Genomic DNA, 19620 nt, shown 5'->3' with positions numbered 1-19620 from the left:
AAAAAACCCCTGAAAACGTATTAGCTAATGTCAATTTACAACCACAAGTATAAATTTTGTGGTTGTTAAATTGAATTTTAAGAGTAAAATGGGTTTGAAAACAGGAATAAATTGGGTCCGAATAAAATATTTATGCTATTACCGTATATAGTCAGAACGCAGAAAACGTACTGTTTTGTTGATTTTAGGGTGTCAAATAGCGTACCTTTGTATTGTTAAAAAATGATGGTTCTCATCATTCTAATGCTCCTACAACTTCATTGGAGCTGAAAAATTCCCTTAAAAACATTTAAAACGATTGTTCAATTTTAAAAATCAACGCCTATGTAATAACCTCAAAAAATACATATTTCCAATTTCAATACTCGATTAAAAATCGAACAGTATTGAATCTCCCTGTTCAATAAAATAGTATTGAATACAGCACGGTTATCTTCTCTACCTAGTGGAAGAACGACAGATGAAATGAGAATGAAGAGAATATAAAAAAATCAATATTATGATTGAACAATACTTAAACGAAAGATACTCTTTCAAATTTAATGAAATCTTAAATAGGACATATTACAAGGATAAGGAGGCCAAAGAAAAGTTTCTATTATTAAAAGATTACAAACTTAATTCCATAAAAAGAGAATTAAATAATAATTCTATACCCGCAACTAAATCAGATTTGAAATGTTTATTGGAATCTGATTATGTAACTAATCAAAATCCTTTTAAGGACTATTTCAAAAACCTACCTAAATGGGATACGAAAAAAGATTATATATTAGAATTATGCAAAACAGTTAAAACTACCAACGATGAAGATTTTTATTGGGCATTTAAAAAATGGTTAGTTGCAACAGTAGCTTGCTCAATAGAGGATGATACCACCAATCAAACCGTTTTAATTTTTACTGGTAAACAAGGAATTGGAAAAACTTCATGGTTTCAAAAATTAATGCCAAATAATCTGAAAGATTATTTTTATAGTGGAGTAATCAATCCTGCCAATAAAGACACCACGTTATTGATGTCTGAGAAATTTATCATAAACCTCGATGAGTTAGCTGCTTTCAACAAAAAACAAATAGAAGCTTTTAAAGAAATGATTACAAAAAGCACTATTACTGAAAGAAGAGCATATGCACATTTTACCGAAGATTATATCCGTAGAGCTTCTTTTGTCGGAAGTTCTAATCACAATGAAATTTTAATGGATGTAACTGGAAATAGAAGATTTCTGTGTTTTGAAGCTACAGAAATTGACTATCAACATCAAATAAATCTGGATTTAGTTTATAGCCAAGCTATTCATTTACTAAAAAGCAAAGATTTTAAATACCATTTTGATAAAGAAGATGTATTACCATTAGAAGAAAACAATAAAATGTTCATTCAGTCATCCGAAGAAGTTGGTTGGATTGAAGAATTATTTACTATTCCTAGTGATACTGACAAGGTGGAATATATGAATGCAACAGAAATTGCAGATTATATAAAATCAAAAAAAGGAACCTATTTAAAAATTGATGTCCAGCAGATAGGAAAAATAATGACTTCAAAAGATTTTCCAAGAAAGAAGATAAAAGGAAGTTGGAAGTATATGATAATTAAAAATAATGGGTAGGAAGGGCATGGAGGGTAGGTATATTTCAACTCTTTTTAGTCCATTATTCAATAACATTGGTCATGCTAACTATGCGACTTTTATTTGCATAAGGTTTGAAATTGTTTTTGAAAAATATGCTTACCCACCCGCCTTTTCTATTGTAAAATCATACTTAACATGAAAAAAATAGAAAATAATCAAGGTATTATTTACAAGGTAATTAATACAGAAACCAATGAAATATACATTGGCGCAACAAGAAACTCAATAGATGAAAGAAAAAATGATCATATACAAAAATCAGATAATGGTAAAGGGTATAAATTTCACAATGCAATTAGTACATATGGAGCAGACTCCTTTCAGTGGATTCAAATTGATACTGCTGCAAATAATGACGAGTTAGCATCTAAAGAAATAAGATATATTTCGGAATATGATTCTGTTGAAAATGGGTACAACTCTGACCAAGGTGGGGGAATAAAGAAAACCGTTTATAAATACAATTTAGACGGGTCATTAAATTCAACATTTGAAGATTTGACTTCTGCCTCAGAAACAATATCCGTAAGAAAGCAAGATATAAGTAGAGCTTGCTGGAATGTAAATCACGCTTTAGCTGGTTACCTTTGGTCGTATAAATTTAAAGAGAAATTTATTCCAGATTCCGATAATAGGAAAAAAGAAGTTATACAATATTGTTTAGATGGTAAACTTTTAGCACGATATATATCAGCCTCTGAGGCATCAAGGAAGACAGGTGTATCTAAGACTTGTATTACCCGATGTTGTAGAGGTGAAAGCAAAAAAAGTGGAGGGTTTCTTTGGAGATACTCTTAAAACTAAAGACGGTGTAAAAACCGTCTTTTTTTGTTTTATATCGTTAGTTTTATTTGAAATGATAGATAATAATGTAATAAATAAAATTTACTTCAGATAAAGATTACTATTTTTGAGTTCTAAACAAGTCTTTCAGTAAATGGCATTATATCAAAAATCAGTTCTTAATAAACATCTTAAACAATTAGAACAACCTAAAGTAAGTAAGGCTTATAAAAAATATGTCAAATATTTTCTAAACCCAACAATTCAGGATAACATTCGTAATTCTAAAGAAGAAGAGTACCAAGGTATTTTTCTAACAGAATTATTTGTCAACGTATTGGATTACACTTTAAAACCAAATGTCGACTTTAATCTGGTTGCTGAATATAAAAATCAAAGCAATTCTCGTAAGGCTGATGGTGCAATACTAAGTAATAATGTGGCTATTGGTGTGATTGAGTTGAAAGGAACTAAAACAAAAGACTTAGAAAGCATACGCCAACAAGCTTTTGATTATAAAGCCAATCAAAAAGAATGTGTCTATGTAATTACTTCAAATTATGAAAAATTACGTTTTTACATTAATGATGCTACAGAGTTTGAAGAATTTAATTTGTTTGAACTAACTGAAGAACGTTTTGAACTTTTGTATTTGTGTTTGCAAAAGGACAATATTTTAAATAATATTCCATTAAAGACGAAGGAAGCATCTATTGCTGTAGAAGAGCAAATAACGAAGCAATTCTATAAAGATTACTCTATTTTTAAAAGAGAATTATTTAGAGATTTAGTCAAGCGTAATGCAAAACGATTAAAAAGTACTTTAAGTCCCACTGATGTTGAGATTGATGAAGATTCTAAAGCAGATCAATCCAGTCTAGATAAAAACCTTAAGCTAGCTTTATTTAAAAAATCACAAAAATTAATAGACCGTTTCCTGTTTGTTTTCTTTGCCGAAGACAGAGGATTATTACCGCCTAATAGTACGATACAAATACTTAATAAGTGGAAATCTGATGTCGATTTTGGTGATGAAAGACCGCTTTACGACATGTTTAAACAGTATTTTAGATTCTTAGATACTGGAAGACAAGGAACAACAAATAGAGCTGAAATTTACGCTTATAATGGTGGTTTATTTAAAGAAGATTCTCTTTTAGATAAGCTGGAAATTGACAATGAATTATTATTCAAACACACGCAAATATTAGCTTCTTATGACTTTGAAAGTCAGGTAGATGTTAATATTTTAGGACACATTTTTGAAAACTCACTTAACGAAATTGAAAGCGTAAATGCTGAAATTGAAGGAGGTGATTTTGACAAACAAAAAAGCAAACGTAAAAAAGACGGGGTTTTTTATACCCCAAAATACATTACCAAATATATTGTAGAAAATACCATTGGTAAACTGTGTGAGGAAAAGAAAATCGAATTAGGGTTTAAAGAAGAGGAATACTTTAAAGGTCGTAAAAACAGGCAACAAGCCACTATTGTAAAATTAGTAGAAATACTAGATACTTATAGAGATTGGTTGTTACAACTCACCATTTGTGACCCAGCATGTGGTAGTGGTGCTTTCTTAAACCAAGCTCTAGACTTCTTAATAAAAGAACACAATTATATCGATGAACTAAAAGCCAAAATATTAGGAGGTGGTTTAGTCTTTAGCGATATTGAAAATACCATTTTAGAAAAAAACATTTATGGTGTTGACCTTAATGAGGAAAGTGTAGAAATTGCCAAACTATCCTTATGGTTACGTACCGCACAGCCACGCCGTAAATTAAACTCCCTGAATAATAATATTAAATGTGGTAACAGTTTAATTGATAGTAAAACCGTTGCAGGCGATAAAGCCTTTAACTGGCAAGAACAATTTCCTGCCGTATTTGCAAAAGGAGGCTTTGATGTCATAATCGGTAATCCGCCTTATGTAAATGTAGAATTGATTCCATTACAAGAAAAAGAATTTTATAAAAAGAAATATGAGGCTTTTTACAAACGAAGTGACTTATTTGTTTTATTCATTGACTTAGCAATAAGTAAATTGACAATAAATGGTATGGTTTCTTTGATTATTCCTTCAGTAGTACTTAATAATTTATCATATAAATTAATTAGAGACAAGTTATTAAACAATAAATGGTTGTCCGAAATATGCTATACAGGCGGTAAGGTGTTTGCAGACGCAACTGTTGACACGGTAATACTGACGATTAACAAAAAGGAAATAAAAGAGATAAAATTAGTTGATGCAATTAATTTCAATAATCATATTGTTCAAACAGTAGATACTTCTTATTTTAAGAAATATCAGAATGCAATTAGTATTGGTTCAAATGGAAATGATGATTTATACGAAAAATTGTTTAATACAAAATTTGTAAAAGTTGAGGACTATTTTAATGTATTTCAAGGTATTGTTACAGGAAATAACACATCTTATATATTTGAAAACGATGAAGATGTTAAAAAAGCAAATATAGATGAAGAATTGTTAAAACCAATAGTTTTGGGAAGAGATATAGGAAAATGGGTTATAAGAGATGATTCAAAAAAAATTCTTTATTTAAATAACGAGATTGATATTCAAAACTATTCTTTAACAAAAAAATGGTTATTACCTTTTAAAAATAAATTAGAAAAACGAAGAGAATGTCTCAGTGGTGTTATTCCCTGGTATTCACTACAATGGCCTAGATATAAGTCTGAATTAGATAAAGTTCCTAAAATATTATTGCAAAGAACTAGAAATGAAAGTTTAAAAACTAGATTGGTTGCAACCATTGATGAAGATGGTGTTTATGGTATGGAAAGTATAATTTTTTTAACTCCCTTATCTAATGAAATAAGTGTATATTATTTTTTAGCAATCTTAAATTCAAAGTTACTAAACTATCTATTCGCTACTAAGTTTTTAAATTTATCAGTTAAAGGAGATTATCTTAAACAAATTAGGTTTCCTAAATCTGATAATGTTGAGATTCTGGATAAATTTTCAACCATTATGATTAAATCATATAAAGAATTAAGTGTTTTAAACACAAAATTCACAAAATACCTACAATCACAATTTGCTACAGAAAAATTAACTAAAAAGTTAGAAAATTGGTATGAATTAGATTTTGGAGATTTTATAAAAGAAATAAATAAAGCTATTAAAGTAACTAATAAAGAACGTGTTAAAAACGAACTTCAAGCTATTAGGGAATTAACCAAACTAGACGAAATGGACTGGATGGATGTTTTTGAAACTAAAAAAGCAGAAGCCCAAGCCTTAAAACAACAAATAGGTACCACTGATAGAGAAATTGATGCAATGGTTTATGAGTTATATGGATTGACTGAAGAGGAAATAGCAATTGTTGAAAACAATTAGGGTAGAACTTAAAAGAAAAAAACAGATGAACATAAATCAAAAACAAGGCGTTCTCGATACTTTAGAAGCATTAAATAACATAGATATTGATCAACTATTGTTAAATGCTTACCCTACTGAAACTGATTTTAGTAAAATAAGCTTCAATAAATATGTTGCGACTGAATTTCTATTTTTACTTAACAAAATGATTTCTCAATTAGAAAATGAAATAGAAAATGGTTTAGGATTTTTATTGCCATTTTCTGAAAATTTCGCAAATGATTTTGGTGCGGTTAATCTTCACCCTGATTTGATAAGCATACAAAATTATTTGAATGCTAGTGATTTTAATTCAGTAGAGCCTCTATTAGACAAATTAATTCACTATCAAATAAAAAACGGGTTTTGGAATAAATCGGAAGTAAAATCACATCCAGTTGATTTAGAGGAAATAAAAAAGCAAAAGACTTTAATTAGGCTCAATCAAAAGGCATTAAATAAGAATTTGTCTACTTATATTAGTTTAGAAACAGATTTAAAAACGTTAATTTCAGATTTCGACATTCTAATTAAAGCAAAAAAAATAGAATTAAATCAAATTACAAATTTACTCACGATTGCAAATTTAGAACAGACAGAAATTAGTAAGATTGTTTCTAATATCAAAAATAAGGATACGGAAATAGATGGAATAGTTCGAAATGTTAAAGATAAAGTTATCACCGTTTCTGAAAGTATCATAGAATATGATGCAGACTACACAGTAATTAAAAAAGATAATTTAACTCTTAAGCTTCAATTAGAGAATGTAATTGCCAAAACATTAGAGGATTTAAAAAAATCAAAAGAAGGGATTGAATTTGTTGAAAGTAACCGTGAAGAAATTATTCGCTTGACAGGAATGGCTGCAGACGGTACATTGGGCTCAAAATTTGATCAAAGACAAGTAAAATTAGAAAAAGACTTAACTTTTTGGAAATGGGCAGTACCAATAATTTCATTAATAACTTTAATTTGGATAGTAGTAGTATTTACTTGTTTATCCCCACATTTTGAAAATCAATGGCTTAATATTTTGATCAATATTATAAAAACTTCGCCAGCATTTGTATTATTAGGTTTTGTTTTTTCACAATACAAAAAAGAACGGAATCTTCAAGAAGAGTATGCTTTTAAGTCAGCGGTAGCAATGACACTAACTGCATATTCTGAAATGCTTTCGAATGCTGATAATGAGAATAATAATTCTCGTCAATTAATGCTTTTAAAATCTATAGAACTGGTGTATAACCAGCCCAAAATTCATCCAGATAAAAATCAAACATTGTTTAGTTTCAATACAAAAGATTTAAAAGAAACAGTTAGTTCATTAAGCGATACATTGAAAAACATTAAGAATAATTAACGTAATTAGATTTAGTTTTACAATTTAGAACGCAATTGTTAAAGTGAGACTTAATAAAAACCATAAATAAACTCATCCTAGTAATATAATTAATCTTTTTTATAATTTGGAAGCTCAAGCATTAAAATACAACGAACAAGATAATGACTGGGCAAAAGATGTTCAGGATAATGCTGTCCATATATCCCGAGCCAAAAGCGGAGCGCAGGGATACTATTGTATGGGATGTGGTAAGGAGATGCAAGCGGTAAAAAGACAAAATTTAAAGTACAAATCATATTATAGACATCATGGCAAAGATGTTGATAGAAGTAAAGTAGAGTGTGTTCATGCTAGTAGAGTGTACAGAGAAAAACTAGCCTACTTCTATTTTCAGAGAACCAAGACAATATCAGTTCCAGATGTCTACAAATATCCACCAAAAGGCGTTGAGGGGTACCCAATGTTATTACAAGAAAAGGAAACTGTAATTGCTCATAAAGTAGAAAAGGAAGTAACCTTCTATGAAGATGAAAATGGAGTGATACATCGAGGTAAAAATAATAATGTTGATAATCGCTTTTTATGGGTAAGACCAGATGCTGTGTTTTTTGATGAATTCGACAAACCAATTCTTTTTATAGAATTTGTAATAACCCACAAGCCAGACATAGAAAAATTAAACAAGTTACAGAGGTTAGGAATCAATACCGTTCAAATAATTATTCCGAAACTACCAGAAGAAGAACTAGAAAAAACAATTAGTAAAGTATCAAAAGTAAAGTGGGCATATAATGAAATCGAATCCAACACCGAGTATATACGAATTCCCACTGGAGACTCAGAAGGAATACCATATATTGATGAAGAGCAAAGAAAGCTTTTTGAAGAATCTTACAAGTGTAGAACAGCGCAAATTAATAACCTCATACGCTCGATTAACAGAAATTTGGCATCGCAACAATACAAAGATACTGAACGACTCTTTGAACAGGAAATACAGCGAATTGAGAAAGCTTCAAGAGAGCATCAATCAAAACTGGACGATATACAAGCAGGAATTGAAAGCGAAGTACAAGGAGAGCTTGAATCAAGAAGAGAAAAACTTGCAGAAAGAAGAAGAAAACTTGCAGAAAGAGATTCAGACTTGGAAAGTAGATATTTTAAACGAAGAAAAGAACTTAGAGAAGAACAAGCAGATACTGACAGGGAAATTAAGCTTAGATACCGTATTGGAGAATCTGAAGAAGACATTAGAAGAGAGTTTGGAACTCAAGAAGCAGATATTGATTACGAGCAAAGAGTCGTTAGCAAGCAAGAGGAATATCTTGACAACGATACGCGACAAGAATCAGGATTTGAGAACAATTTTGAAGGAAGAAAAGCTGAACTTGGAAAAGAATTTGGAGAACTTGAAAGAAACGAACAAGATAATTTTGGACGACTTAGAGAAGAATTGGAGTCAAAAATGGAAGGATATAGAGAACTCCAAGCCGCAGTTGAGGATGAAATACGAAGCGAATTTGAAGGGAGATACCAACAAATTATTGAAAGAGTTAACAATAGAAATGTACAGTCAGACGACGAATTGTCCGAAAGAATTAAAGCCATACTTGAAATACGGGGATTACTCGACAATTACGACATTTTACAAAAAACTGGAGAAAGATACCGAGAAAGATTATCAATTATTAAAAGCGGAACTTGGAAAGAATGGAATTAATGAGGAATGGTTTGAGAGAAACTTTAATAAATAGTATTAATGGAAAATTACAATAATACAAAATGGACAAAATGGGAAAATAGAAACAAAATAGAAGGTATTAAGTATCCTGGGATTTATTCCATTGCGGTTTCAATTGAAAACATAGAAGGTTTGGAGTTTGAAATGATAGAAGATATTGAATATATCGGGATGACTAATTCAAATGGAGGTCTAAAAAGTCGAATGAGTCAATTTGATTCTACAATAAAACGAATAAGGCTTCATCATGGCGGAGCGCATAGATTTATTGGAAAGTATTGGAACTATGAAGATGTTAAAGATCGATTATATGTTTCAGTTTGTTCATTTGAATGTGGTAATAATAAGTCCAATATAGAAGATTTAATTGCTATGGGAGAAGTAGCGAAGGCAGAATATATCTTTTGGGTTGACTATCTTAAGAAGCACGGAAGATACCCAATATTTAACGATAAAAAAATCAGTCCTAAACCAGAATTTATTGTTTGGTAAATTTTAAATAAAAAGAGTTCCTATTTTTTAGTATTCTAATAAAATGAAAGTATTACTGTTTTAAAAGGCAAGCTATACCAACACAATAAAAAATAATGAATGAATAATAAATTATCAAGGAAGAACATTATTACATTTGTATAAAAACATTTAAATTAATTATTAATAGGCATCAAATTGGCCATCATAATAAAAGTAAAACAACGTCAAGTCTTGATTTAACTGCTAATCTGTCCCGAGGGGCGAGCCCAAGAGAGGGAGCTTTTTAAAAAGACTTTACAACAATGTAAGGTCTTTTTTGTTTTAAAGCGTTAGTGAAAACAATATAATTATTAGGAAGTTATAAAACCAACTTTACACATTCATGGTTATAAGAAATAAAAAAGAGGATTCAAAACAGTACATTTTGAATCCTCTTTTTTATTTCTTTCAGACTACTTTAGATAACTACGGAATCAATCGATCCACTCGAAGCTGTTCAAACAGATCATAAAAGGAATCTTCCGTTCTTTGAAAAACAGGAAAACCAAGTTTGCGACTTTTAGACATATCCGTCATCACTTCTATCGGTCGTCCCAAGTCAAGATCCGTATGCCATGGAGAAGCCAATTTATCTAAATCAGACTCTTCAAGCGCATATTGTGTAGCAATTTTTTTCCAAACCGGAGCTTCATTTTTCATTTGTTCTTCAAGAGTATGAATCGTACCATCAAAACCTATTGCTTCAATTCCGAACGATTCCGCTAATTTTTTCCAAAGCCATTTCCAACGAAAAAAGTCGCCATTTACTACATTGAATGCTTCGTTACGGGCCGCTTCAGTGGTCGAAGCCCATATTAAATGTTCCGCTAGAACTCTGGCATCCGTAACATCCGAAAGTCCATTCCACTGTGCTGCTGAACCCGGCCACTGAAATGGTTTTCCTGTTTCTTTACAAATACTAGCAAATACAGCGAGCGTAGTCCCCAAATTCATTAAGTTACCTACCGCTTTTCCTATTATCGTATGCGGTCGGTGGATGCTCCATGTAAAATTATCTCGCGCTGCAGCAGCATAAACTTCATCTTCTTGCGCATAATAAAAATTTTCTAAGTCAAGGCGGGGTTGCTCTTCCCTAAGTGGTGTTTCGGGCAAAAATCCTTCTTTGGCGTAAGCCTCAAACGGCCCAAGATAATGTTTCAGTCCGGTGACTAGCGCTACGTGTTGCACCGATTTTTTAGGAGACAATGCCTCGAGAAGATTTCTGATCATCAAGCTATTGACCCGAATATTTTCGGCTTCTGTATCTTGACGCATCCAAGTTGTAATGTAAATGTGAGTGGGAGAAATGTCTTTTAAAGCTGTTTTTAAATTCTCCAAATCCAAAAGATCTGCAGCAACTGGCTGAAGATTTGCTATATTTTTCTGTGGATTTCTGGCTAAACCATAAGTAACCCAGCCTCTGTCAATAAGCTTTGTTGCGACATTATTACCCGTAATTCCGGTAGCTCCAACTACTAATGCTATATTTTCCATATTTTTCTATTAAGATATTACAGAACAAATTTCGAAAATAATACACAGATTATAAAGGACTTACCGCACAAATAATTTGTGACCTATATCACGTTAATGCGACAAGCGACTCAACGTTTCTCTTGAAATCCCCAGATAAGAGGCTATTAAAGTTTTAGGAATACGGTGTATCAAATCCGGATATAGCTGAATAAATTGCATGTATCTTTCTTCTGAATTCTTGCTCATCAGTGATAAAATTCGGTTTTGAAGTGCAATATTTCCGGCTGTCATTTTTTGCAAAAAGAAGAATTCCATTTTCTGTAATTCGGCACACAATTTTTCTCTGTTTTCAAGAGTGATATAAAAGGTTTGTGCATCTTCTAAGCAGTCAATATTAAGTGTGGCATTTTGTTTATTGTAAAAACCTTGATTATCAGTAATCCACCAATCTTTCATGGCAAATTGCAGAATATGTTTTTTACCTGACTTATCAATGTAAAAAGATTTCAATAAGCCTTTTACAACAAAGTGAACGTAAGGCACAGGATTTTCCTGCTGAATAATATATTGGTGCTTTTTATAGTTCCCCACTAAAAAATGAGACAGTACAAATTGAAATTCATCGTCTGATAATGAAACAATTTTTCCAATTTGTTGCCTTAAAACTGCTTCCATAATTCCTTTTATTATTATCTGATAAAAATACAAATTAAAAGAACGATTAAAAACCTTTACAATCGCAAACATAAAAACTAATAAGTTTCGTCAATTTATGATCAAATTAAAAACTAAATTATTGGCTATTTTAATTTAATAAAAATTCGAATCCTGCGCATTCAGTAACATCCATTTTTTATCACTGTTGAGTTTAAAGGTGCCAATATGTTCCTTGTTCCATTCATTAGGTCCTATCAATGAAAGAAAATTTACGCCTTGTGCATCTCTGTATAAATGATAGATTTCACCAATAACGGGTTCAAATGAAAATTTAGCGCTATACACTAATTCATTCCATTCGTATTCCTCCATCAATTTTTCATATTGAAGCTTGAGTTCATTAAACTTATTGCCAAGCTCTTTATTTACATTATCAATACCTCTACTTTTCCAGGAAACAACATCACCAACACTAATTACCGGAGCTCCAACTCCAGTTGCGTAAGGCAAAACATTAGCGTTATATCCCGCTTCGACTGTGTATACAACATTATCTGGTTTTTTATTTTCCATTTACTTTTTATTTTAAGATAATTAATCACAAGTAATTAATACCTATTTGTTTCATCTATATTTTCTTGAGAACGAATTCAAAATATTTATCCGTTCAATACTATTCTTTGGTTTCCAAATTTTTGATCTAAGCAAGAGCCTACTTACAAATTTTATATAACTGTTTTTTTTGTTTAAATATTTTATCGCAAAGTTAAACAAAAAATACAAATCATCAACACATTATGATTCTTGGTAGGCAATAATTCATTTAGTTTTTGCATCATATTGAAACAATCAAAAAATAATTTTTCAATGTGTCGAAACAACACATTTATTTTTTACATTTGGAAGACTCTAACAAGCTATTATACTGACAAATAAACCATCATGAAACCAAAAATTCTTCTTCTCCCTTCTCTCCTATTAGTAGTTTTCTCCTTGAAGGCGCAAACCAAATGGACCGAAACCATTAAAGACTCTCACACGATTATTCAAAATAAAGGAGGTCAAACATTAGGCTATTCACCAAAATCAGGAATTAAAATCATACAAGTTGATGGTTTTGCTTTTAAAGATTTAAATAAAAATAACAAGTTAGATATTTATGAAGATTGGAGAAAACCGGTAGCAGAACGCGCCAAAGATCTTGCCGCAAAAATGACGGTGGATCAAATGGCCGGATTAATGTTATATAGTAGGCATCAAGCGATTCCTGCAGCCGAAGCAGGAATGTTTACGGGCACATATAACGGGAAACCATTTTCTAAAAGTGGCGTAAAATCATCTGATTTGTCTGACCAGCAAGTTGCATTTTTAACCAAAGATAATTTACGTCATGTGTTGATGACTTCTGTTGAAAGTCCAACGGTTGCTGCCACTTGGAACAACAACATACAAGCTTTAGTCGAAGGTATTGGAATGGGAATTCCGTCTAACAACAGTTCTGATCCACGAAATGGAGCTAATAAAGATGCCGAATACAATGCTGGTTCCGGTGGCGCTATCTCACAATGGCCGGAAGAATTAGGATTAGCCGCTACATTTGATGCCGCTATCACGGAACAATTTGGCGCAATTGCTGCCAAAGAATATAGAGCGATGGGAATCACCACAGCACTATCGCCACAGATCGATTTGGCAACAGAACCAAGATGGAATCGTTTTGTGGGTACTTTTGGAGAAGACCCAAAACTGGCGACAGCTATGGCAAGAGCTTATGTCGATGGATTCCAAACATCACCAAAATCGATTAAATCTTATGAGGGATGGGGAAATCAAAGCGTTAACGCGATGGTTAAGCACTGGCCAAGTGGAGGTCCGGAAGAAGGAGGTCGAGATGGACATTTTGCATATGGGAAATTTGCAGTATATCCGGGAAATAATTTTAAAACCCATTTAAAACCTTTCACAGAGGGAGCTTTTCGGTTAAGAAGATCTACTAAAAAAGCCTCCGCAGTAATGCCTTATTATACAATTTCGTATGGTCAAGATAAAAAATACGATGAAAATGTAGGTAACGGATTCAGTAAATACATCATTACAGATTTATTAAGAAACCAATACGGATATGATGGAGTCGTTTGTACGGATTGGTTGATTACCGCAGATGAAGGACCTAAACCAGATATTTTTTCGGGAAAATCTTGGGGTGTTGAAAAATTAAGTGTAGCCGCAAGACATTATAAAGTTTTGATGGCAGGAGTAGATCAATTTGGTGGAAACAATGACATTAATCCAGTACTTGAAGCGTACCAGATGGGTATAAAAGAAAACAGCGAATCATTTATGCGTAAGCGTTTTGAGCAATCAGCAGTTCGTTTGCTTTTAAATATTTTCAGAGTGGGATTATTCGAAAATTCCTATTTAGATCCTAACGAGACCAAAGCTATTGTGGGAAAACCGGAATTTATGAAAGCAGGATATGACGCGCAATTGAAGTCGGTTGTGATGATTAAAAACCAAAATAAAACCTTGCCAATAGCAAAAGGTAAGACGGTTTATATCCCAAAAAGAGTTACTCCGGCAGGAATCAACTTTTTTGGACAACCATCACCAGAAAAAATTGAATATCCGGTTAATTTAGAATTGATTAAAAAATATTACACCGTAACGGAAGATCCCAATAAAGCAGATTTTGCGATTGTATTTATCAAAAGCCCGATAAGTGGCGGGTACAGCAGAGCCGATAGAGAAGCCGGTGGAAATGGATATGTGCCCATAAGTTTGCAATTAAAAGACTATACCGCAGTCGATGCCAGAGCGCAAAGTATTGCTGCAGGAGATCCTGTGATTGACCCATCGATTACCAACCGTTCGTATTTAAATAAAACGTCAAAATCAAATTCATATCCGGATTTAAATACCATTCTGGAAACGAAGAAAGCCATGAAAGGAAAGCCGGTTTTAGTATCTGTGAATATTTCTAATCCAATGGTTTTTGGAGAATTCGAAAAAGAGGTTGATGCCATCGTGGGAGAATTTGGCGTTCAATTAGAAGCTTTATTGGATATTGTTTCGGGTAAAACAGAACCTTCCGGATTGTTGCCTTTACAAATGCCGTTGAATATGACTACCGTTGAAAAACAATTAGAAGACGTTCCTCACGACATGATACCTTATAAAGATGCTGCTGGAAATGTTTATGATTTTGGTTTTGGATTGAACTGGAAAGGGATAATCAAAGATGCCAGAACTACAAAATACAGCATAAAAAAATAACCAAATTATCGTTAAACCACCTGATTCTTTTAGGTGGTTTTTTTATGTCAATTTTTAAATTTTAATTTCAAATATAACTCTAAAAAGAAGGATTCAACCCTTTCCTTTTGTTAATTCTAAGCAAAATTATACACTGAATTGAATATTTAAATCCTCTTTTACTACCTTTAAAAAAGATTTACGTCTTTCAAAGACTCAAAAACCAAACTCATGAAAAAAATTACATTAGTTTCACTTTCAGTAATATCCTTTCTTTCTTTCAGTTGTGATGCGCAGGTAAAATCTAATGACATTGCTCTTAAAGACGAAGTAAAAAACTACACGCTTGAAACCGTAGCTTCAGATATTGCAATTCCGTGGGGAATGACTTGGCTACCTGACGGCACGATGTTAGTTACCGAAAAAAGCGGCGTTTTATATCACGTCAAAAACGGAGCAAAAACCGAAATAAAAAATGTTCCCAAAGTATATACTCGCGGACAAGGCGGATTACTAGATATCGTGCTGCATCCTAATTATGCTAAAAATGGCTGGATTTACATGACGTTTGCTTCAGATGAAGGAGAAGGAACCGGTGGTCACACAAAACTCATTCGAGCAAAATTATTGGACGGAAGTCTGACACAAATCGAATCTCTTTACAAAGCCACTCCGAATACTACAAAAGGGCAGCATTTTGGTTCCCGAATTGTATTTGACAACGACGGATATTTGTATTTCTCCATTGGAGAACGTGGGGAGCATTTTGTAAATCCGCAAGATATTAAACGCGATGGCGGAAAAATATACCGATTAAATGATGATGGAACAATTCCTAAAGACAATCCGTTTGTAGGTCAAACCGGTGCAAAGGAAGCGATTTACACCTACGGGAATCGCAATCCGCAAGGAATGGCAAAAAATCCCGTAACAGGTAAAATTTGGGCACATGAACATGGTCCTCAAGGGGGTGATGAAATCAACATAATAAAAAAAGGAGCAAATTACGGATGGCCTGTTGTTACTTATGGTATCGATTATGACGGAACAACCATCAGCAAACAAAACGAAAAACCAGGCATTGAAAAACCCATTTACTATTGGCTACCTTCTATCGCACCAAGCGGAATGACCTTTGTGACCGGTGATAAATATCCAGACTGGAAAGGACATTTATTAGTAGGTTCTTTAAAATTCCAATATCTTGAATTACTGAAGTTGAAAGAAAACGAAGTTATCGGCAGACAAAAAATCGCAACCGATATTGGTCGTGTGCGTAATGTAGCACAAGGTCCGGATGGCTATATTTATATGGGCGTGGAAGGAAAAGGAATTGTAAAAATTATACCGAATTAAATGATGTTGACAACAAAATTATTTTTAGGATTTGGAGTATTTGTATTGGGAAGCCTCTCTTTCGAAAACCCATTTTCTCAAGACAACTATATTGACTTGAATACCGAAACCGCTGTTGTTTCAAAACTTCAGTCACCAGGAAAAGAAATTTATGCCGATTTTTGCATGCAATGTCATGGTGCAAACGGCAAGGGAGACACTAAGAACTTCCCTCCTCTTGACGGTTCTGACTGGTTGAAAACCAAAAGGAATCAAAGTATTGCTGCGGTGAAATTTGGCCAAAGTGGCCCAATAATGGTCAACACTAAAAAGTACAATAGCAGCATGCCAGCGATGGGACTTACAGATCAAGAAGTGGCTGATGTGATGAACTACATCATGACTTCTTGGAGTAATAAACAAACCAAAGTCGTTACCGAAAAAGAAGTAGCGGCCATCAAAAAATAATTTTATACTTGGGATTGGAATTTAAAAAACATACGATACTGAAAGTCCACCATAATAATTGACTGGATTTCCAGGATAAAAATAGCGTGGAGCAGCAGTGCCAAAACCAACTGCGTTAGGTAAAATGTTGGCTGCATATTTGGTATCAAAAGCGTTATTGATTCCGGCATTCAACTCTGTTTTCAGGATTTTAAGAATCATGAAAACATAGGTCGTTTTTATATCAAGTAACGAATACCGCTCACTGTATTTTGTATTGGAATCATTTAATGGGATTTTGCTCATCGTTCGCAAAGAAGTGTTCAAACTCAATCCATTTTTTGTATTTACATCTACTCCAATATTAAATTGCATTTCGGGAACGCCTGTTAATTGATTTCCTGAATAGTCCGCGTCACCATCTATAAATTCTTTGAATTTAAAATTATTAACTGCTCCAGATAAATAAGGCGTGAATTGAAGTTGCGTCTTTTCTAAGAGTTTATAATTAAATAAGAATTCAACACCCGAATGCGAACTACTTCCGGCATTAATTCCCACAAATTGATCCTCAGCGGTACGTCTTGCTACCAATAAATTTTTAATTTGTGTGGTGTAAAAAGTTACTTCGGTATAGACTTTATTTTTAAGCCAATTTCCTTTGAAACCCAATTCATAATTCCAACCCACTTCGGGTTTTAGATCTGTGTTTATTTGACCTTCGGGCGTCAAGGTTTCCGCGACTGATGGAACCGAAAATCCATTGCTGATGGAAGCGAAAACATTCTTACCGTTACTTACTTTATAAGACAAACCAACTCTTGGTGACCACACATTTCCAAAAGTAAATGGCATTTTTTGATCGCTAGAATTATTTTCGAAAACATTTTGTAATGAATAGGAAGTGGTATTCATTGCCAATCCGCTTTCCAAATGTAATTTTTGAGAGAGCCAAAGTTCCATTTGTAAAAAATAGTTGTTGTACTTCCTGTTTTGTTTGATGGCGCTGAACGCATCACCTTGAAGACTTCCCTGACCCGGTTGCGATTGGTATAAATTGCGATACAGCGTGAAGTCATATTGTTCTATAAGCAACTCCGTACCCAAACTCACTTCAAAGGGAAAAGCAAATAAGTAATCTTTATAATTCACATTGGAACGAATCCCAACCGAACTTGTTCTATCCTCCAAAATATCAAAAGGTCTGGGTTCGTAAGCGTCTTTAAAATTTGAAAAAAGACTGGTTTGTATAGACCATTTTTCAGAAAACCGATGATCGTATCCCAATCCAAGCAGGAATTTATCGTACGACTCAAAACCTTGTGCAGCAGCCCAAGTGGTAGCCGCTATTTCTGGATTATTTCTCAAATCATTCTCATTAATAGAACTCGGAATAAAGGCTTTCAAGCGGGTGAAAGTTCCTAAAAATGACAATTCCCCTTTGGCACTTAGTCGCTGCTTTCCATGCAAGTTGAATGTCTTTCGTTTATAAGAACTGTTGGCTCTAAAACCGTCACTTTCCAAATCCGTAAAACTGGTAAATAAATTCGTTTTAGAATCGCTATATCCTGCTGCAAGTCGTTGCTGCAATACGCCAAAACTTCCAAAAGCAACCGATGCTTTCCCAAACGATTCCAGCAAAGGAGTTTCCATAGAGAACAATTGAATCACGCCTCCCAAACCAGAACCAAAACTGGTGGAATTGGGTCCTTTTATAATTTCAATTTTTTCAATAGCAGCCAAATCAAGATCATCAATTGTAGTATCACCTTCGCCAGAAGTCAACGGAATTCCATCAAAATAGGCTTTTATTTTAGTGGTGCCAAATTGCGATCGCGCACCAATACCACGAATCGTTATTCTATTGGTGTTCAAAGCACCTTGTTGCATGGTCACACCGGGAATTTTATTCAAAACGGGAGTCAGTATAATTCCGTCACTTTTAGCAATGTCGGCAGCGGTAATCACTGCAACAGATGAAGCAGTATTTTGAAGCACATTTTTGATTGGCGAACCCTTCAAATTAATTTCTGACAGGGCAATCGTATCTTTTTGTGTTTGGCCAAAAACAGCAGTAACACTAACTAAAAAAAGCAAGAAAGAAAGGGAATTTTTAAACAATTGTAAATGTATTTATAGGATTAAAAATAGTGCTAGGTTAGTTCGCTAGGGGTATTCATTTTAAGAGACTCCTTCCTGAACGATTCGAATAATTCGCAGCGACGAATACCAAAAATTTAAAAAAACTATATAACTTTATTATTGCACTTGAAAAGCAAAATAAAATCAAATTACCGATATAACCAAGAATGCCTTACCATTGATAAAGTTAACCCGTTTGGTGCAAGTAACAAAAACGGCAGTTCGAGTGTTTTTTTTGCAATGAACTGGAACAAAAAATGAATCGAGAATCGTTTTTACTACTAATTTTTCTTGTTCTCGATACGATTTTCTTCCAAAGGCTCTGGGAGCAAATCACTCGAACTGACCAAAAATCACATTAAAAACTAATTACAACCAACGGGTTAAAGTTAGTTTTTTCTTTCCACTTCCAAAAAACAATTTCAAAAATTGCAACTAAAAACAAAATAGTGTTTCTACCTCAACTATTATTAAAATTTTATTTATTTTAGTACTATCAAAGACCCTATAATTTTGAAAAGAATTAAAATAGGTAAAGGTCTTGTTAAACCGTAAATTATCATTGTTGTCCGATAAAAAAGAAGCCAAATTAATGGCTTCTTAAAATAATCGTAATTTAGAGTTGCAAAATTCAAATAACGATGGGTAAAAATAAGTATTTTTCGACTAAGTCTGTTTTCGGACAGCTGATTTCTTTAATAGATGATTCAATGGTTCAGAAAGCTGTTGAGAAATATGATTCAGACAGATATGTGAAAAGTTTTAAAAGTCAAGATCATTTATTTAGTCTGGTTTTTTGCTGTTTAGAAAAATGCAATTCATTGCGCGAAGTTGCTCAAGGAATGCTTGGTTTGTCAGGTAAAGAGGAAACTGTTAGAATTAAT

Annotated in this window: 14 protein-coding genes; 10 read left to right on the top strand and 4 right to left on the bottom strand. The window is 33.1% G+C overall.

The window, feature by feature from the left end; translation table 11 throughout:
- The first annotated feature begins 499 nt into the window (after nt 1-499).
- The 6 genes from BLS90_RS13500 to BLS90_RS13475 all read left to right on the top strand — a co-directional run bounded on the left by BLS90_RS13500 (nt 500) and on the right by BLS90_RS13475 (nt 9406).
- Nucleotides 500-1615, top strand: a complete 1116-nt coding sequence (locus BLS90_RS13500; RefSeq protein WP_091258548.1) for a VapE domain-containing protein — start codon at nt 500-502, stop codon at nt 1613-1615.
- Between the two features lie 159 nt (nt 1616-1774).
- Nucleotides 1775-2437 carry a GIY-YIG nuclease family protein gene (locus tag BLS90_RS13495; protein WP_091258547.1) on the top strand — a complete coding sequence of 221 codons (663 nt, stop codon included), beginning with the start codon at nt 1775-1777 and terminating at the stop codon, nt 2435-2437.
- Between the two features lie 139 nt (nt 2438-2576).
- Nucleotides 2577-5804: an Eco57I restriction-modification methylase domain-containing protein gene (locus tag BLS90_RS13490; RefSeq protein WP_091258545.1), complete on the top strand. Its 3228-nt coding sequence runs from the start codon at nt 2577-2579 to the stop codon at nt 5802-5804.
- A gap of 25 nt (nt 5805-5829) precedes the next feature.
- Nucleotides 5830-7191: a hypothetical protein gene (locus tag BLS90_RS13485; protein ID WP_139171431.1), complete on the top strand. Its 1362-nt coding sequence runs from the start codon at nt 5830-5832 to the stop codon at nt 7189-7191.
- Between the two features lie 106 nt (nt 7192-7297).
- On the top strand, nt 7298-8893 hold the full coding sequence (locus tag BLS90_RS13480; RefSeq protein ID WP_091258541.1) for a hypothetical protein: 1596 nt from the start codon (nt 7298-7300) through the stop codon (nt 8891-8893).
- Nucleotides 8894-8932: 39 nt separating this feature from the next.
- On the top strand, nt 8933-9406 hold the full coding sequence (locus BLS90_RS13475; protein ID WP_091258539.1) for a hypothetical protein: 474 nt from the start codon (nt 8933-8935) through the stop codon (nt 9404-9406).
- A gap of 447 nt (nt 9407-9853) precedes the next feature.
- Here BLS90_RS13475 and BLS90_RS13470 read toward each other — a convergent pair whose 3' ends face one another.
- The 3 genes from BLS90_RS13470 to BLS90_RS13460 form a co-directional block, all read right to left on the bottom strand.
- Nucleotides 9854-10921, bottom strand: coding sequence for an SDR family oxidoreductase (locus BLS90_RS13470; protein ID WP_091258537.1), 1068 nt, complete (start codon nt 10919-10921; stop codon nt 9854-9856).
- Nucleotides 10922-11014: 93 nt separating this feature from the next.
- Nucleotides 11015-11578, bottom strand: a complete 564-nt coding sequence (locus tag BLS90_RS13465; RefSeq protein ID WP_091258645.1) for a Crp/Fnr family transcriptional regulator — start codon at nt 11576-11578, stop codon at nt 11015-11017.
- A gap of 135 nt (nt 11579-11713) precedes the next feature.
- Nucleotides 11714-12133 carry a DUF2452 domain-containing protein gene (locus BLS90_RS13460; RefSeq protein WP_091258535.1) on the bottom strand — a complete coding sequence of 140 codons (420 nt, stop codon included), beginning with the start codon at nt 12131-12133 and terminating at the stop codon, nt 11714-11716.
- 369 nt (nt 12134-12502) lie between these two features.
- Between BLS90_RS13460 and BLS90_RS13455 the strand changes: the two genes are divergently transcribed.
- The 3 genes from BLS90_RS13455 (at nt 12503) to BLS90_RS13445 (ending at nt 16615) form a co-directional block, all read left to right on the top strand.
- Nucleotides 12503-14833 carry a glycoside hydrolase family 3 protein gene (locus BLS90_RS13455; RefSeq protein ID WP_091258533.1) on the top strand — a complete coding sequence of 777 codons (2331 nt, stop codon included), beginning with the start codon at nt 12503-12505 and terminating at the stop codon, nt 14831-14833.
- Between the two features lie 210 nt (nt 14834-15043).
- On the top strand, nt 15044-16168 hold the full coding sequence (locus BLS90_RS13450; protein ID WP_091258531.1) for a PQQ-dependent sugar dehydrogenase: 1125 nt from the start codon (nt 15044-15046) through the stop codon (nt 16166-16168).
- Nucleotides 16169-16615 (top strand): c-type cytochrome, encoded by a 447-nt coding sequence (locus tag BLS90_RS13445; RefSeq protein WP_245705114.1) that lies wholly within the window; start codon nt 16169-16171, stop codon nt 16613-16615.
- A gap of 21 nt (nt 16616-16636) precedes the next feature.
- Here BLS90_RS13445 and BLS90_RS13440 read toward each other — a convergent pair whose 3' ends face one another.
- Entirely contained in the window at nt 16637-18715 is a 2079-nt protein-coding gene (locus BLS90_RS13440; protein ID WP_091258529.1) for a TonB-dependent receptor family protein, read from the bottom strand.
- A 662-nt stretch (nt 18716-19377) separates the two neighbouring features.
- On the opposite strand from BLS90_RS13440, the gene BLS90_RS13435 reads away from it, so the two are divergent.
- Nucleotides 19378-19620, top strand: a 243-nt coding sequence (locus tag BLS90_RS13435) for a DUF4372 domain-containing protein (RefSeq protein WP_139171430.1), incomplete at its 3' end; no start/stop codon positions are given.

Source organism: Flavobacterium omnivorum, from assembly GCF_900099915.1.
Lineage (GTDB): Bacteria > Bacteroidota > Bacteroidia > Flavobacteriales > Flavobacteriaceae > Flavobacterium > Flavobacterium omnivorum.
The sequence above is the reverse complement of the archived record's forward strand: the minus strand, read 5'-3'. Positions and strand labels throughout refer to the sequence as shown.

What these genes read in the sequence shown, in the direction of transcription:
- BLS90_RS13500 (WP_091258548.1), top strand. Translation starts at nt 500, where the DNA reads ATGATTGAACAATACTTAAACGAAAGATACTCTTTCAAATTTAATGAA.
- BLS90_RS13495 (WP_091258547.1), top strand. Translation starts at nt 1,775, where the DNA reads ATGAAAAAAATAGAAAATAATCAAGGTATTATTTACAAGGTAATTAAT.
- BLS90_RS13490 (WP_091258545.1), top strand. Translation starts at nt 2,577, where the DNA reads ATGGCATTATATCAAAAATCAGTTCTTAATAAACATCTTAAACAATTA.
- BLS90_RS13485 (WP_139171431.1), top strand. Translation starts at nt 5,830, where the DNA reads ATGAACATAAATCAAAAACAAGGCGTTCTCGATACTTTAGAAGCATTA.
- BLS90_RS13475 (WP_091258539.1), top strand. Translation starts at nt 8,933, where the DNA reads ATGGAAAATTACAATAATACAAAATGGACAAAATGGGAAAATAGAAAC.
- BLS90_RS13470 (WP_091258537.1), bottom strand. Translation starts at nt 10,921, where the DNA reads ATGGAAAATATAGCATTAGTAGTTGGAGCTACCGGAATTACGGGTAAT.
- BLS90_RS13465 (WP_091258645.1), bottom strand. Translation starts at nt 11,578, where the DNA reads ATGGAAGCAGTTTTAAGGCAACAAATTGGAAAAATTGTTTCATTATCA.
- BLS90_RS13460 (WP_091258535.1), bottom strand. Translation starts at nt 12,133, where the DNA reads ATGGAAAATAAAAAACCAGATAATGTTGTATACACAGTCGAAGCGGGA.
- BLS90_RS13455 (WP_091258533.1), top strand. Translation starts at nt 12,503, where the DNA reads ATGAAACCAAAAATTCTTCTTCTCCCTTCTCTCCTATTAGTAGTTTTC.
- BLS90_RS13450 (WP_091258531.1), top strand. Translation starts at nt 15,044, where the DNA reads ATGAAAAAAATTACATTAGTTTCACTTTCAGTAATATCCTTTCTTTCT.
- BLS90_RS13445 (WP_245705114.1), top strand. Translation starts at nt 16,169, where the DNA reads ATGATGTTGACAACAAAATTATTTTTAGGATTTGGAGTATTTGTATTG.